A 14,647-nucleotide genomic window follows, 5' to 3' on the forward strand; every position below is an offset into this window, starting at 1 on the left:
GCTCGGGAAGGGCGCCGCTCCCTCCCCTGATCAGCGGGCCAATAGCCTGGCCGCGCGTTTGGCAAAGTAGGTCAGCACGCCGTCGGCGCCGGCACGCTTGAAGCACATCAGCGACTCGAGGATGACAGTGTCAGCGTCCAGCCAGCCGTTGTCGAAGGCGGCCATGTGCATGGCGTATTCACCGCTCACCTGGTAGGCGTAGGTGGGCACCCGCAGCTCGTCCTTGACCCGGCGGACCACGTCCAGGTAGGGCATGCCGGGCTTGACCATCACCATGTCGGCACCTTCGGTGATGTCCATGGCGACCTCGTGGAGGGCCTCGTCGCTGTTGGCCGGGTCCATCTGGTAGGTCGACTTGTCGGCCTTGCCCAGGTTGGCCGCCGAGCCCACCGCATCGCGGAAGGGGCCGTAGTAGCGCGAGGCGTACTTGGCGCTGTAGGCCATGATGCGGGTGTTGGGCAGGCCTTCACGCTCGAGCAGTTCACGGATGGCACCGATACGCCCGTCCATCATGTCGGAAGGGGCGACCACGTCGGCCCCGGCCTCGGCATGGGACAGCGCCTGCTTGATCAGGGTCTCGACGGTGCGGTCATTGGCCACATAGCCGTCTTCATCGAGGATGCCGTCCTGACCGTGGCTGGTGTAGGGGTCCAGGGCGACATCGGTGATCACGCCGAGCTCGGGCAGGGCGGCCTTGAGCTCGCGCACGCTACGCTGGACCAGGCCGCTGGCGCTGTAGGCTTCCTCCGCCAGCTCGCTCTTCTTGTCGGCGTCGACCACCGGAAACAGCGCAATGGCGGGAATGCCCAGCTCGACGGCCTCGCGGGCTTCTTCGATCAACAGGTCCAGCGACAGGCGCTCGACCCCGGGCATGGACGGTACAGCCTCACGGCGGCCTTCGCCCTCGAGCACGAAGACTGGCCAGATCAGATCGTCGGCACTCAGCTGGTTCTCGCGCATCAGGCGGCGGGAGAAGTCGTCCTTGCGCATGCGGCGAGGACGGCTGGCGGGGTAAAGACGAGGGGTAATGGCACTCAAGACGGCACTCCACGGAAGCAAGGATTCGGCGCCACGCGCTAGTCTGGTGGCACTTCATGACAAAAGCATGACATTGATTGAGTATATTCCTCCTCTCCCGTTCGCCGAAAGTCGCGTCTTGTCGCACCCGTGGCGACTCTCTAGAGTAGTGGCAGTCTTGGCCGCGTCCGGGCCCGTTCGCGACGCGCTATAAAGGAGAATGACATGAGTAAACAGGTAGCGATCGTCTTGTCGGGCTGCGGCGTACAGGATGGTTCCGAGATCTACGAGACCACCCTGACCCTGCTGCGCCTGGACCAGCTGGGCATCGCCTATCGCTGTTTTGCCCCGGATATCGCTCACCAGGAGGTGATCGACCACCACAGCGGGGAGGCCGTCGAGGAGACGCGCAATGTGCTGGTCGAGTCCGCCCGCCTGGCTCGTGGCGAGATTTCGCCGCTGGACGAACTGTCGGCATCGGACTTCGATGCCCTGATCCTGCCCGGTGGCTTCGGGGCGGCCAAGAATCTTTCGAACTACGCCACGGCCAAGTCCGAGATGGAGGTCCACGAAGACCTGGCCGAGCTGTTGATCGAGTTTCACGATGCGCGCAAGCCGATCGGTCTGATGTGCATCGCGCCGGTGCTGGTGCCCAAGGTGCTGGGGCCGGGCATCGCCGTCACCATCGGTACCGACCCCGAGGTGTGTGGCTGCATCAGCGCCATGGGCGGCCTACATCGCAGCTGTGCGGTGGACGATATCGTGGTGGACTTCGAGCATCGCCTGGTGACCACCCCCGCCTATATGCTGGCCACCCGCATCAGCGAGGCGGCGCTGGGCATCAACAAGCTGGTGGATCGTATCGACGAGATGATGGACGTCAACACCTGAGACGCCAGACGATGGCGGATCATTGTCGCCAAGCGCCTTGAACACCACCGGTGCGAGAGCGGTAAAAAAGCAAAGCCCGAGGCCAATGCCTCGGGCTTTGTGCATTCTGCTGACGGGGGCTCTGCCGGTGTGGCGATCACGCCTCGTCCGGCGCTTCCTCGTCATCGCTGCTCCGCCTCTTGACCAGCCGGCCGAACAGCAGCCCGACCTCGTAGAGCAGGTACATGGGTACCGCCAGCAGGCTCTGGCTGACCACGTCCGGCGGGGTCATCAGCATGCCGATGACGAAACAGCCGAGGATGACGTAGGGGCGCTTGGCGCTCAGGCTCTTGACGCTGGCGGCGCCGGTGAGAATGAGCAGGAAGGTGGCAATCGGGATCTCGAAGGCGATACCGAAGGCGAAGAACAGCTTCAGCACGAAGTTGAGATACTGGTTGATATCGGTCATCACCTGCACGTTCTCCGGCCCGGTCTGGGTGAAGAAGGCGAACAGCAGGGGAAAGACCACGTAGTAGGCGAAGGCCGCGCCGAGATAGAACAGCAGGACGCTCGAGGCCAGAAGCGGCAGTGCCAGGGCCTTTTCCTTGTCGTACAGCCCTGGTGCCACGAAGGCCCAGGCCTGGTGCAGGACGAAGGGAATGGCCACGAACACCGCCACTACCAGGGTCAGCTTGAACGGCGCCAGGAAGGGCGACGCCACCTCGGTGGCGATCATCTGGGAGCCTTCCGGCAGCAGCTCCATCAGGGGGTCTGCGACAAACTGGTAGATGTCGTTGGAAAAGGCGTAGAGCGCCAGGAAGATCACCAGGATGGCAATCACGGCGCGCATCAGCCGCGAGCGCAGCTCCACCAGGTGTTCGATCAGTGGGGCGTGGCCCTGGCTTGACGGCGGAGTGTCACCGGTATCGCTCATCGGGTGGCGGAGTCCTTGTGCTCGGAAGAGGCGGTGTCATCGCTGGGCGCTGATGCGGGGGAGAGCGTGGAAGCCGAAGCGCTGGACGACGAGGCGCGTGCGGCACTGTCGACGGCGTCGTCCAGCCGCTGGCCGGCCGAGGCAGACTGGGCGCCGGTGGAATCCGCCTGCCCGCCGTTGCCCGTGTTCGGGGTGTCGGCGATGGATTCCACGCTGCGCTTGGCTTGTTCGGCGCTGCGCTTGGCCTGGTTGACGCTGTCGTCCAGCTTGCGTTCCTGCTCCTTGAGCTTCTGGCGCAGTTCCTCGGCCTCGAGCTGGGCGCTGATCTCGCGCTGCATGCCGGCCACCGAACGCTTGATGCGTCCGATCCACAGGCCGGCGGTACGCGCGGCCTTGGGCAGGCGCTCGGGACCCAGCACCAGCAGTCCCACCACCCCGATGATCAGCAGTTCCAGAAAGCCGATATCGAACATGTGGCGTTACTTGCGCTCGTCGGAGGATTCGGGCTTGCGCTCCGCCTCGACGTCGTAGGTGTTGTTGGGCGTATCGGTCTCGTCATGACGGACCTGGGCCTGGGGCTTGGCCTCCTCCGACTTGTCCTCATCTTCGTTGACGGCCTTCTTGAAGCCCTTGACCGCGCCACCCAGGTCGCTGCCAACGTTGCGCAGCTTCTTGGTGCCGAAGATCAGGATGATGATGCCGAGTACGATCAGCAGTTGCCAGATACTGATACCACCTAACATAAGAACTTCCTCAATATGCGGCGCCAGGCGCCGTGAATCGTTGGTTCCCGCCGAGGCTCAGGAGCGGCGCGAGGCCTTCTCCTCGTGCCCCGATACGCCGAAGCGTCGGGCGAGTTCATCCAGCACCTGCCGATGGTCGAGTCCCAGGTGCGAGAGCATCACCAGACTATGAAACCACAGGTCTGCCGTTTCGGCGATCAACGCCTCGCGACTGGCTGGATCCGCGTCAACATCCTTGGCGGCAAGCACGGTCTCCACCGCCTCTTCGCCCACCTTCTCGAGTATCTTGTTCAGCCCCTTGTGATGCAAGGAGGCAACGTAGGAAGTGTCAGGATCGGCGTGCCGACGTTCGCTGAGGGCGGCGTCGAGCTGGTTCAGAATATCGCTCATCGGTGAAGATTCCATTAAAAGATCAGTTCCAGATCACCAGCAGTGTGCCGATGCCCGCAGCGACCAGAACCGGCCAGGGCTGATCGGTCAACCAGCCGAACAGCGGTTGCCAGGCCAGCGCCACCGCGGCCAGGGCGAGCCCCAGTCGGGTCCGGCGTATGCGCCTGGCCTGGCGGGTCAGCTGGCCGAGGATGTGGGTCATGACCTCGCCCTGCTGGGTGATCTGGCGCGATCGCTTCTCGGTTTGGGACAGCGCCTGGTGGGCCAGCACCGGCAATTCCGGTAGCTGTCGGGTCAGCTCCGGCGCCTGCCGCTTGAACGACTCCCACAGGCCCTGGGCGCCGGCGCGCTCCTTCATCCAGCGCTCCAGGTAGGGCTTGGCGGTGGCCCACAGGTCCAGGTCCGGGTAGAGCTGACGGCCCAGCCCCTCGATATTGAGCAGGGTCTTCTGCAGCAACACCAGCTGGGGCTGGACCTCCATGTTGAAACGCCTCGCGGTCTGGAACAGGCCCAGCAGCACCTGGCCGAACGAGATGTCCTTGAGCGGTTTCTCGAGGATCGGCTCGCACACCGTGCGTACCGCCGCCGCGAACTCGTTGGCGCGGGTATCTTCGGCCACCCAGCCGGACTCGATGTGCAGCGCCGCGACCTCGTAGTAGTCCTGGTGGAAGAAGGCCAGCAGGTTGCGCGCCAGGTAGTCCTGGTCTTCCCGGGTAAGGCTGCCGACGATGCCGCAGTCGATGGCGATGTACTGGGGGTCGGACGGCGCCTGGCGGGAGACGAAGATGTTGCCCGGGTGCATGTCGGCGTGGAAGAAGTTGTCGCGGAACACCTGGGTGAAGAAGATCTCCACGCCGCGCTCGGCCAGGCGCTTCAGGTCGGTGCCCTGGGCCTTGAGTGCCTCGATGTCGGCCACCGGCACGCCGTGGATGCGTTCCTGGACCATCACCTTGTGGCGGGTCAGCGGCCAGTGGATCGACGGCACATACAACAGTGGCGACTTGTCGAAGTTGCGCTTGAGCTGGGAGGTGTTGGCCGCTTCCTTGGTCAGGTCGAGCTCGTCGAACAGGGTGGTCTCGTAGTCGCGGACCACTTCCACCGGGTGCAGCCGGCGCGCTTCCGGCACCTTGTTCAGCGCTCGCGCCACCAGGTACATCAGCGCCATGTCCTGGCGCATGACCCGCTCGATGCCTGGGCGAATCACCTTGACCACCACGTCCTGGCCGTCGGGCAGCCTGGCGGTGTGGACCTGGGCGATCGAGGCCGAGGCCAGCGGCTCACGGGAAAATTCGGCGAACAGTACCTCGAGCGGCTCGCCCAGGGACTCCTCGATCAGTGCCTCGGCCTGCTCGCCGGGGAAGGGCGGTACCTGATCCTGCAGCCGCTTGAGTTCGTTGGCGATATCGTCGGGGAACAGGTCGCGACGGGTCGACAGCATCTGGCCGAACTTGATGAAGATCGGCCCCAGTGACTCCAGCGCCAGACGCAGGCGTTCGCCGCGGGAGCGCTCGCCGACGGGAATCAGCTTGAGCGGCGACCAGGTGAATATCAGTCGCAGCCACCAGGGCAGCTTTTCCAGCGGCAGCAGGGTGTCGAGACGGTAGCGGGTGACGACCCAGATGATGCGCAGCGGGCGGAGGATCATGAGACGTCGTTCTCCCGGGCCAGGCGACGGGTCAGGCGCTTGAGACGTGCCTCGGTACGGTCGGTGGCCAGCTCCAGTTCGGTCAGCGCCTCGCGCATGGCCTCGAGCTGATGGCGGCCGGGTAGCCAGCGGGCTTCCTCGAAGACGTACTCGGAGACATCGGCGCACAGCTCACGGTGGGTGCGCAGGCCCCAGCGGGACAGGCCGCGCAGGCCTTCGGCGAGCTGGTGAGCCGGCAGGTCGCCGAGATAGCGGGCAAGCTCAGCCTCCCAGTCCAGGTCGAGATCCAGCAGCAGGTCGCGGGTCGCCTCGAGCAGGTGGATCTTGCCGCGCACCGCCAGACGGCCCTCGAACATCAGCCGTTCCATGTCGGCGCCGCCGGCCAGCCGGCCCAGGGTGTCGCTGTCCAGTTCGACGATGGCGTCCCATGCGCCTTCATCGACCTCGTCCACCAGCAGCAGGTCAACCCCCTGGGGGTGATAGCACAGCGCCAGCCGGACACGCGGGGACTCCAGGCACATCAGCACCCGCTGGCCGGCCAGCGAGCGCAGCCGAGAAGGCGAGGCAGGGTCGCGTGCGAGCAGGGCGTTGACGGTCTTCTCGATGCCGGCCAGCAGCAGGGTCGGGGTCAAGGCCATCATGTCCTCAAAGCTTGATGCCGCGATGCAGCGCGACGATGCCGCCGGTGAGATTGGTGTATTCGACGCGCTCGAGTCCGGCGGTTTCCATCATGCCCTTGAGCGTTTCCTGATCCGGGTGCATGCGGATCGACTCGGCCAGATAGCGATAGCTGTCGGCGTCGCCGGCCACCATTTCGCCCATCTTCGGCAGCAGACGGAAGGAGTACTCGTCGTAGGCGCGGGTCAACAGCGGATTGTCGGGCTTGGAGAATTCCAGCACCAGCAGGCGGCCGCCGGGCTTGAGGATGCGCGCCATGGAGGCCAGGGCGGCGTCCTTGTCGGTGACGTTGCGCAGACCGAAGGCGATGGTGATGCAGTCGAAGGTATTGTCGGGAAATGGCAGGCATTCGGCATTGGCCTGGACGTACTCGACGTTGCCACCGACACCACGGTCGATCAGCTTGTCGCGTCCCACCCCAAGCATGGAGGCGTTGATGTCGGCCAGCACCACCTTGCCGCGCGGTCCCACCATGCGCGAGAACTTCAGCGCCAGGTCGCCGGTACCGCCGGCGATGTCGAGTACGTTATGACCAGGCCGGACGCCGGAACGTTCGATGGTCAGGCGCTTCCACAGCCGATGGATACCGAAGGACATCAGGTCGTTCATCACGTCGTAGCGAGCCGCCACGCTGTGGAAGACATCGGCGACACGTGAGGCCTTTTCCTCGACCGGCACGTCCTGAAAACCGAAGTGGGTGGTGCGCTTATCCATGGGACTCCCGAGTCGTGAGCGATTGCGAGAAGAGCCGATGGGGGCTCTTTGGCAGCGGCCATTGTAGCCTTGCCGAGGTGGCTTGTCTTTGACCGTCACCCGGCTTGTCGCCACACCGGTGTCGATCGCTACAGCTGACGGATCTCGATACCCAGCGGCTCGCGACTGGCGCCGGCCTCGTCCAGACGCTTGAGATAGTCGGTCCAGTTGGCCTCGCGCTCGCGGATCAGCCAGTCCAGATAGTCCCAGCTGTAAAGGCCGCTGTCGTGGCCATCGTCGAAGTGCAGCTTGAGGGCGTAGCGGCCCGCCTGGGTGATGTCGGCAAGGCCCACGTCCTTCTTGCCCACCTGAAGGGTGGCGGTGTCGCCGCCGTGGCCACGGACCTCGGCGGAAGGAGAAAACACCCGCAGGTACTCCACCGACAGGCGGTGGCGGGAGCCGTCGGCGTAGCCGATCTCGAGCTCGCGGGCCTTTCTGTGGTAGTGCACCAGGGTCGGAGTGGGGGCGCTCATGGCGATCCTCTCTGTTTCAGCACGGTGGGCGTGCCCTGACTTCAGCATTTGCGGCATCGAAAGCACGACCGGGCCGCGGCGCAGTGCGCGGCGGCCCGGTCATCGAGGGTGCTTGGCCGGTGGTTACAGGATATACCGGCTCAGATCCTCGTCCATGGCCAGTTCGCCGAGCTGAGAATCGACGTAGGCACGGTCGATGATCAGCGGGTTGCCGAGATCCGAGCCCTTGAACGAGGCCTCCTCGAGCAGCCGCTCCATTACCGTGTGCAGGCGACGGGCGCCGATGTTCTCGGTGCCTTCATTGACGTTGAAGGCGATCTCGGCGATGCGCTCGATGCCGTCATCGGTGAAGCGCACTTCGAGGCCGTCGGTGGCCAGCAGCGCCTCGTACTGACGGGTCAGGGCGGCGGACGGCTCGGTCAGGATGCGCTTGAAGTCGTCCGGCGTCAGCGCCGACAGCTCGACACGGATCGGCAGACGGCCCTGCAGCTCGGGGATCAGATCCGAGGGACGCGACAGGTGGAAGGCGCCGGAGGCGATGAACAGGATGTGGTCGGTCTTCACCATGCCGTACTTGGTCGACACCGTGGAGCCTTCGATCAGCGGCAGCAGGTCGCGCTGGACGCCCTCGCGGGAGACCTCACCGCCGCTGGACTGACCGCTGCCCTTGGCGACCTTGTCGATCTCGTCGAGGAAGACGATGCCGTTCTGCTCCACCGCCTCCACCGCGCGGGACTTGATGTCGTCCTCGTTGACCAGCTTGCCGGCCTCTTCGTCGCGCAGGATGGTGAAGGCCTCCTTGACCGTGACCTTGCGGGTCTCGGTCTTGCCCTTGCCCATGCCGGAGAACAGGTTCTGTAGCTGGCTGGTCATCTCTTCCATGCCCGGCGGTGTCTGGAACTCGAGGTTGGGCGCCTGGGGCGACACCTGGATCTCGATCTCCTTGTCGTCGAGCTGGCCTTCACGCAGCTTCTTCCTGAACATCTGGCGCGTCGAGGAGTCCTCGCGCGGCTCGTTTTCCTGGCCACGGGGCGGCGGCAGCAGGGCGTCGAGGATGCGATCCTCGGCGGCGTCCTCGGCGCGGTGGCCGACCTCTTCCTTGGCCTGCTCGCGTACCAGCTTGATCGCTGCCTCGGTCAGGTCACGGATGATCGACTCGACGTCACGGCCGACGTAGCCCACCTCGGTGAACTTGGTCGCCTCAACCTTGATGAAGGGAGCCTTGGCCAGCTTGGCCAGGCGCCGGGCGATTTCGGTCTTGCCGACGCCGGTGGGGCCGATCATCAGAATGTTCTTGGGGGTGACCTCCTGGCGCAGCTCGCCGTCGAGCTGCATGCGGCGCCAGCGGTTACGCAGGGCGATGGCCACGGAGCGCTTGGCATCCTGTTGACCGACGATGTACTGATCCAGCGCGTGGACGATTTCGCGGGGCGTCATCTGGGTCATGATCAAAGCTCTTCCAGGGTCACGTGATGGTTGGTGAACACGCAGATGTCACCGGCGATCTCCAGCGACTTCTCGGTGATCTCGCGGGGCGACAGTTCCGTGTTCTCGAGCAGCGCGCGGGCGGCGGACAGGGCGTAGTTGCCGCCGGAGCCGATGGCGATGATGCCACGCTCGGGTTCCACCACGTCACCGTTGCCAGTGATGATCAGCGAGGCCTTCTTGTCGGCCACCGCCAGCAGCGCCTCGAGGCGGCGCAGGGCGCGATCGGTGCGCCAGTCCTTGGCCAGCTCCACCGCGGCCTTGACCAGGTTGCCCTGGTACTTCTCCAGCTGGGCCTCGAAGCGTTCGAACAGGGTGAAGGCGTCGGCGGTGCCGCCGGCAAAACCGGCCAGCACCTGGCCGTGATAGAGGCGACGCACCTTGCTGGCGTTGCCCTTCATCACCGTGTTGCCCAGTGACACCTGGCCATCGCCGGCCAATGCCACCTGGTCGCCGCGGCGAACGGAAACGATCGTGGTCATGGAGAATTCTCCTTGGGGAAGCCGAGGCCTCCGGTGACTGTCGAGGGGCAGAGCCCTCTGCATAAGCGATAGGCTGGTAGGTGCGGGCGGGTCGCAAGGATTTCAAGCGCGGGCGACTCGGGAATGCGGCTCGCTGCGCCAAGAAGACGGTGCAACAGAGGAAGAGAGACGCCGCCACGATGGGTGCTTGAGCGGTGGCCAGCACGCACCAGGCCCAGACGTGATGTTCTGGGCCTGGTGGGCGTAGCTTCAGAAGGAGGAGGTGTGCCGACGTCAGTTCTGCAGCTGGATCAGCAGTGGCTCGATGCCTTGAGTGCTCATTAGATCCTGGGCCCGCGACAGTTCATTGCGATCGCTGTAGGGGCCGACCTGCACGCGATGCCAGGTGGCGCCGCCGGTGGCCTCGACCTCGCTGATCTTGGCCAGCAGGCCGAAGTCCTTGAGTCGCCCGGCGAGCTGTCGGGCATCGTTGACCTCGCGGAAGGAGGCCGCCTGCAGCATGTAGCGACGCTCGGCGCTGCGCGGTGTCTCGGATGGCGTGGACGACGCTTCCTCTTCGCGGGAGTTGGCGGCGATCACCGCGGCGATGGGGTCGTCCGCGGAGATCTCGTCCTCGCTCGGCTGGGCCGCCTCGGGGCGCTTGGCGGTGGACGCCGGCATCTCCTCGTCGGAGGCGATGACTTCGGACTCCGGCAGCAGGGTATAGAACTCGAACGTCGGCATCGGCGGCTCGCTTTCGCTGGCCTGTCCGCCTTGTGCACTGCCACTCGCATTGTTGCCCTGCTGCTCGCCGCTGGAGGGCTTGGGCAGTACCGCCGCCACCGGTGAACGGGGATCCTGCCAGGGAGCGGTACCGTTCTGGTGGTGGGCCAGCAGGAAGCCCGCGACCACGCCGACGGCGGCCCACAGCCAGCCGGGGATACCTCCGCGGGCCTGCTTGGGTGCTTGCCTGCGCTTCTGGCTGGTGGTTGCTCCGCGCTTGCGCGGGGGCGCCTTGCGAGTGGCCATGGCTTACATCTCCTCCGGTGCACCGACGCCCATCAGGTCGAGTCCATTACGCAGCACCTGACGCGCGGCCAGGCCCAGCGCCAGGCGCGCATTGCGCAGGGCGTCGTCGTCGACCATGACTTTGCAGGCGTTGTAGCAGCTATGGAAGTCGGCTGCCAGATCCTGCAAATATTGGGCGATCTGCTGCGGCTCTCGGGCCTTGGCGGCGTGCTCGACCACCTCGGGATAGCGCGCCAGGCGATTGAGCAGGGCCTTTTCCTGGTCTGCCTCAAGCAGGCCCAGGTTGGCCATGGCGGTGGCGTGGTCGAAGGCCAGGCCTTCGCTCTCGGCCTTGCGCAGCACGCTGCACACCCGGGCGTGGGCGTACTGGACGTAGTACACCGGGTTGTCATTGGACTGCGAGCGCGCCAGATCGATGTCGAAGGTCAGCTGGGAGTCGGCGCGACGGGCGGCGAGGAAGAAACGGGTGGCGTCGCGGCCGACCTCGTCGATCAGGTCGCGCAGGGTGACGTAGCTGCCGGCCCGCTTGGACAGCTTGACCTCGACCCCGGAACGGGTGACCAGCACCATCTGGTGCAGCACATAGTCCGGCCAGCCCTGGGGGATACCGACATCCAGCGCCTGCAGGCCGGCGCGTACCCGGGTCACGGTGGAGTGGTGGTCGGCACCCTGCTCGTTGATCACGCTGGTGAAGCCGCGCTGCCACTTGTCCAGGTGGTAGGCCACGTCGGGCAGGAAGTAGGTGTAGCCGCCCTCGCTCTTGCGCATCACCCGATCCTTGTCGTCACCGAAGTCGGTGGTGCGCAGCCACAGGGCGCCGTCCTGCTCGTAGGTGTGGCCGTTATCGGTCAGGCGACGGGCGGTCTCCTCGACCTTGCCCTGCTGGTACAGCGAGGACTCGAGGAAGTAGACATCGAAGCCGACGCCGAAGGCGCGCAGGTCCAGGTCCTGTTCGCGACGCAGGTAGGCCACTGCGAACTCGCGGATGGCGTCGAGATCCTCCGGGTCACCCTTGGCGGTGACGTGGCGGTCGTCGGCGTGGATGGTCTCGCCGGCCAGGTAGGCCTTGGCCACGTCCTCGATGTAGCCACCGCGGTAGCCGTCCTCCGGCCAGCCGTCGCAGTCCGGGCCCAGCCCCTTGGCGCGGGCCTGCACCGACAGCGCCAGATTGGTGATCTGGGCGCCGGCGTCGTTGTAGTAGAACTCGCGGGTGACGTCGTAGCCGGTGGCCTCGAGCAGGCGACACAGGCAGTCGCCCACCGCGGCGCCTCGGCCGTGGCCGACATGAAGGGGGCCGGTGGGGTTGGCGGAAACGAACTCCACCTGCACCTTTTCGCCAGCGCCGGCCAGGCTGCGGCCGAAGGCGTCGCCGGCGTCCAGCACCTGGCGCACCACCTGGGCCGCGGCGTCGGTGGCGGCGAAGAAGTTGATAAAGCCGGGGCCGGCGATCTCGACCTTGGACACGGCGGCGCTTTCGGGCAGGGCCGCGACCAGTTTTTCCGCCACCTGGCGCGGTGCGGCCTTGGCCGGCTTGGCCAGCATCAGGGCGAGGTTGGTGGCGTAGTCGCCGTGGGCCTTGTCCTTGGTCGGGTCGACCTTGTAGGCCGGGGAAAGCTCCTGGGGAACGACTTCCTGCTGCTTGAGCTCGGCAAGAGCGGCATCCAGCAGCGCAACGATGGTGTCTTTCATGAGGCGTCTATGTCCTGTGGCACGGTGGCCGAGCGTGGCGAATCCTGGCGGGAGCACCTGTCGGCGGGCAGACCGCGTATTATCGATGATTGCGCCTGGCCTTTAAAGGCCGGGGCGGCAAAGCTCAGCGTATCGGACCTCAGCTCAGGGTCTGCGGATCGACGTCAATGGACCAGCGGATGCGCCGCGCCTCGGGCCAGGCTTCCAGACGGTGGGCTAGCCATTCGAGCGCGGGGTGCAGCTGACTGCGTCGCTCCGCCATCAGCGCGATCTGCAGGTGGTAGCGGTTCTGACGGCGCTCCATGGGGGCAGGTACCGGGCCGAGGCAGTCGAGATCCAGAGCCAGGCTACGTACCTGCTCGCGCAATTCGCCGGCGATCTCCCGGGCGAGTGCCGTCAGGGCGTCTTCCCGGGGGCCTTCCAGGCGGACCAGGGCCATGAAGCGCAGTGGCGGCAGGGCGGCGATGCGGCGTTCTTCCAGCAGCGACTCGGCCAGGGCGTCGTAGCCGCGCTCGGCCAATAGGCGAAGGCTGGGGTCGTCCGGGTGCATGGTCTGCACCAGCACTCGGCCAGGGTGGGCGGCGCGGCCGGCGCGCCCGGCCACCTGCTCGAGCAACTGGGCCGAGTGCTCCAGCGCGCGAAAGTCGCTGGCGTAGAGGCCGGCGTCGGCGTTGACCACCACGACCAGGGTGACGTGGGGCAGATGGTGGCCCTTGGCCAGCATCTGGGTCCCGACCAGAATCGCTGGTTCGCCACGCCGGACCTCGGTGAGCATCTTCTCGAGCGCGTCCTTGGCCCGGGTGCTGTCGCGGTCGATGCGGTGGACCGGGGTCTCGGCAAAGGTTTCGGCCAGACTCTCCTCCGTACGCTCGGTGCCGCTACCCAGCGGACGCAGGTCGGCGCTGCCGCAGTCGGGGCAGGCGTCGGGAATGACCCGGCGGCGGTCGCAGTGGTGGCAGGCCAGCATCGGCGGCTGGCGGTGCCAGGTCATGCGTGCGTCACAGTGGTCGCACTCGGCCATCCAGCCGCAGGCGTGACAGGCCAGGGTGGGGGCGAAACCGCGGCGATTGATGAACACCAGCACCTGGTGGCCGGCATCCAGCGTTGCCTTGATGGCGTCGATGACCGGCGGAATCAGACCGCCGCGTCGAGGGCGCCCCTTGAGGTCGACCAGCTCCAGTCGAGCGGGAGCGTGGCGAGTGGCCCGCCGGGTCAGCCGCAGGTGAGCGTAGTCACCGGTGCGCGCGCGGTGCAGGCTCTCCAGCGACGGCGTGGCGCTCCCCAGCAGCAGCGGAATGCCATGGCGCTTGGCGCGCACCACCGCCAGGTCGCGGGCGTGGTAGCGTAGCCCGTCCTGCTGCTTGAACGAACCATCGTGCTCTTCGTCGACGATGATCAGGCCTGGGCGAGCCAGCGGGGTGAAGATGGCCGAGCGGGTGCCGATGACAATCGGCGCCCTCCCGCTGGCCGCCGCCTCCCAGGCGTCCAGGCGCTCGTGGTCGGTCAGCCCCGAGTGCAGTGCCACCACCGGGACCCGGAAGCGCTGGCGAAAGCGCCCCAGGGTCTGCGGAGTCAGGCCGATTTCGGGAATTAGCACCAGCGCCTGGCGCTTCTTGGCCACCACCGCCTCGATCAACTGCAGGTAGACCTCGGTCTTGCCGCTGCCGGTCACCCCGTGCAGCAGGCAAGGGTGAAAGCGATCGAGCCCCTGGTGGAGCTGGTTCAGCGCCTTGGCCTGCTCGTCGTTCAGGGCCAGCGCCGGGCTCGCCAGCAGGCCCTGGCTGTCGTCGGGGGTGGGGCCGGTGAGGGTTTCCTCGTGGCAGCTCACCAGCCCCTTGGCTTCCAGCGCCTTGAGCTGGTCGCGGGTGAAGGATTGCGCCTGGATCACCTGGGTGGTGAGGCCCTGGGGATGCTGGCGCAGCATCTCCAGCAGTTCGGCCTGGCGCGGAGCTCGGCCCAGGCGGGCAGGATCGCCGTTCAAAGCGACCTGCCAGCGTTCGCGTACCCGCGCCTCCAGCGGGCGTCCCTGACGCAGCAACACCGGCATGGCATGGGCCAGGGTGTCGCCGAGGGCGTGCTGGTAGTAGCGCGAGGTGAATCGACATAACCACAGCCAATCGCCTGGCAGCGGCGCCTTGTCCAGACAGGCCTGGATCGGCTTCAGCTTGGCCAGCGGCAGGTCGCTGTCGTCACGACAGTCGACGATGACGCCCACCACCTGGCGGCGGCCGAACTCGACGCGCACGCGCAGTCCCGGCGACCAGCCCCCTTGCGGGGGCACCCCCTGGGGGAGGTAGTCGAACAGGCGGCGAAGGGGGGATGGAATGGCGATCCGCAGCACGCGCGGGGCAGGAGAGTCAGCCAATTGGCCTCCACAATGAAGTCTGCTAGAATACTCCGCCGCTTCCTTGATGGGAGCGGATCACCGGCCGGCACAGGGGCTTGACGACGCACCAACGAGTGCCCGTGCCATTACCCGT

Annotated in this window: 15 protein-coding genes; 1 reads left to right on the plus strand and 14 read right to left on the minus strand. The window is 66.2% G+C overall.

The window, feature by feature from the left end:
- Positions 1–30 precede the first annotated feature (30 nt).
- Complete coding sequence (hemB, locus tag KUW00_RS20450; RefSeq protein WP_108132299.1) at positions 31–1,038, minus strand: porphobilinogen synthase; 1,008 nt, start codon at positions 1,036–1,038, stop codon at positions 31–33.
- Positions 1,039–1,242: 204 nt separating this feature from the next.
- Between hemB and elbB the strand changes: the two genes are divergently transcribed.
- On the plus strand, positions 1,243–1,908 hold the full coding sequence (gene elbB / locus KUW00_RS20455) for an isoprenoid biosynthesis glyoxalase ElbB (RefSeq protein WP_045991160.1): 666 nt from the start codon (positions 1,243–1,245) through the stop codon (positions 1,906–1,908).
- A gap of 136 nt (positions 1,909–2,044) precedes the next feature.
- Here elbB and tatC read toward each other — a convergent pair whose 3' ends face one another.
- The 13 genes from tatC to KUW00_RS20520 form a co-directional block, all read right to left on the minus strand.
- Positions 2,045–2,821, minus strand: coding sequence for a twin-arginine translocase subunit TatC (gene tatC / locus KUW00_RS20460; protein WP_045991159.1), 777 nt, complete (start codon positions 2,819–2,821; stop codon positions 2,045–2,047).
- Positions 2,818–3,294 (minus strand): Sec-independent protein translocase protein TatB, encoded by a 477-nt coding sequence (gene tatB / locus KUW00_RS20465; protein ID WP_222516056.1) that lies wholly within the window; start codon positions 3,292–3,294, stop codon positions 2,818–2,820. Before tatB ends, tatC begins: the two co-directional genes overlap by 4 nt.
- Before the next feature lie 6 nt (positions 3,295–3,300).
- The gene (gene tatA, locus KUW00_RS20470) at positions 3,301–3,564 is read right to left on the minus strand and encodes a Sec-independent protein translocase subunit TatA (RefSeq protein ID WP_045991157.1); all 264 of its coding nucleotides are present in this window, start codon (positions 3,562–3,564) and stop codon (positions 3,301–3,303) included.
- Positions 3,565–3,621: 57 nt separating this feature from the next.
- Positions 3,622–3,954, minus strand: a complete 333-nt coding sequence (locus KUW00_RS20475) for a phosphoribosyl-ATP diphosphatase (protein ID WP_045991156.1) — start codon at positions 3,952–3,954, stop codon at positions 3,622–3,624.
- Between the two features lie 22 nt (positions 3,955–3,976).
- Positions 3,977–5,599, minus strand: coding sequence for a ubiquinone biosynthesis regulatory protein kinase UbiB (ubiB, locus tag KUW00_RS20480; protein WP_222570009.1), 1,623 nt, complete (start codon positions 5,597–5,599; stop codon positions 3,977–3,979).
- Positions 5,596–6,237, minus strand: a complete 642-nt coding sequence (locus KUW00_RS20485; RefSeq protein WP_222570010.1) for an SCP2 domain-containing protein — start codon at positions 6,235–6,237, stop codon at positions 5,596–5,598. Before KUW00_RS20485 ends, ubiB begins: the two co-directional genes overlap by 4 nt.
- Before the next feature lie 7 nt (positions 6,238–6,244).
- The gene (ubiE, locus tag KUW00_RS20490) at positions 6,245–6,991 is read right to left on the minus strand and encodes a bifunctional demethylmenaquinone methyltransferase/2-methoxy-6-polyprenyl-1,4-benzoquinol methylase UbiE (protein WP_222570011.1); all 747 of its coding nucleotides are present in this window, start codon (positions 6,989–6,991) and stop codon (positions 6,245–6,247) included.
- A 128-nt stretch (positions 6,992–7,119) separates the two neighbouring features.
- Positions 7,120–7,503, minus strand: a complete 384-nt coding sequence (locus KUW00_RS20495; RefSeq protein ID WP_045991153.1) for a gamma-butyrobetaine hydroxylase-like domain-containing protein — start codon at positions 7,501–7,503, stop codon at positions 7,120–7,122.
- Between the two features lie 123 nt (positions 7,504–7,626).
- Entirely contained in the window at positions 7,627–8,949 is a 1,323-nt protein-coding gene (hslU, locus tag KUW00_RS20500) for an ATP-dependent protease ATPase subunit HslU (RefSeq protein ID WP_222516054.1), read from the minus strand.
- A 2-nt stretch (positions 8,950–8,951) separates the two neighbouring features.
- Complete coding sequence (hslV, locus tag KUW00_RS20505) at positions 8,952–9,470, minus strand: ATP-dependent protease subunit HslV (protein WP_045991151.1); 519 nt, start codon at positions 9,468–9,470, stop codon at positions 8,952–8,954.
- Between the two features lie 273 nt (positions 9,471–9,743).
- Positions 9,744–10,478, minus strand: a complete 735-nt coding sequence (locus tag KUW00_RS20510; protein ID WP_222570012.1) for an SPOR domain-containing protein — start codon at positions 10,476–10,478, stop codon at positions 9,744–9,746.
- 3 nt (positions 10,479–10,481) lie between these two features.
- The gene (gene argS / locus KUW00_RS20515) at positions 10,482–12,167 is read right to left on the minus strand and encodes an arginine--tRNA ligase (protein ID WP_222570013.1); all 1,686 of its coding nucleotides are present in this window, start codon (positions 12,165–12,167) and stop codon (positions 10,482–10,484) included.
- Between the two features lie 139 nt (positions 12,168–12,306).
- Complete coding sequence (locus tag KUW00_RS20520; RefSeq protein ID WP_222570014.1) at positions 12,307–14,532, minus strand: primosomal protein N'; 2,226 nt, start codon at positions 14,530–14,532, stop codon at positions 12,307–12,309.
- Positions 14,533–14,647 lie beyond the last annotated feature (115 nt).

The sequence above is a fragment of the Halomonas sp. DP5N14-9 genome (assembly GCF_019802175.1).
Lineage (GTDB): Bacteria > Pseudomonadota > Gammaproteobacteria > Pseudomonadales > Halomonadaceae > Halomonas > Halomonas litopenaei.

Excerpts from the sequence above, each read along its gene's own strand:
- elbB (WP_045991160.1), top strand. The coding sequence starts at position 1,243 with ATGAGTAAACAGGTAGCGATCGTCTTGTCGGGCTGCGGCGTACAGGAT.
- tatC (WP_045991159.1), bottom strand. The coding sequence starts at position 2,821 with ATGAGCGATACCGGTGACACTCCGCCGTCAAGCCAGGGCCACGCCCCA.
- tatB (WP_222516056.1), bottom strand. The coding sequence starts at position 3,294 with ATGTTCGATATCGGCTTTCTGGAACTGCTGATCATCGGGGTGGTGGGA.
- tatA (WP_045991157.1), bottom strand. The coding sequence starts at position 3,564 with ATGTTAGGTGGTATCAGTATCTGGCAACTGCTGATCGTACTCGGCATC.
- KUW00_RS20475 (WP_045991156.1), bottom strand. The coding sequence starts at position 3,954 with ATGAGCGATATTCTGAACCAGCTCGACGCCGCCCTCAGCGAACGTCGG.
- ubiB (WP_222570009.1), bottom strand. The coding sequence starts at position 5,599 with ATGATCCTCCGCCCGCTGCGCATCATCTGGGTCGTCACCCGCTACCGT.
- KUW00_RS20485 (WP_222570010.1), bottom strand. The coding sequence starts at position 6,237 with ATGGCCTTGACCCCGACCCTGCTGCTGGCCGGCATCGAGAAGACCGTC.
- ubiE (WP_222570011.1), bottom strand. The coding sequence starts at position 6,991 with ATGGATAAGCGCACCACCCACTTCGGTTTTCAGGACGTGCCGGTCGAG.
- KUW00_RS20495 (WP_045991153.1), bottom strand. The coding sequence starts at position 7,503 with ATGAGCGCCCCCACTCCGACCCTGGTGCACTACCACAGAAAGGCCCGC.
- hslU (WP_222516054.1), bottom strand. The coding sequence starts at position 8,949 with ATGACCCAGATGACGCCCCGCGAAATCGTCCACGCGCTGGATCAGTAC.
- hslV (WP_045991151.1), bottom strand. The coding sequence starts at position 9,470 with ATGACCACGATCGTTTCCGTTCGCCGCGGCGACCAGGTGGCATTGGCC.
- KUW00_RS20510 (WP_222570012.1), bottom strand. The coding sequence starts at position 10,478 with ATGGCCACTCGCAAGGCGCCCCCGCGCAAGCGCGGAGCAACCACCAGC.
- argS (WP_222570013.1), bottom strand. The coding sequence starts at position 12,167 with ATGAAAGACACCATCGTTGCGCTGCTGGATGCCGCTCTTGCCGAGCTC.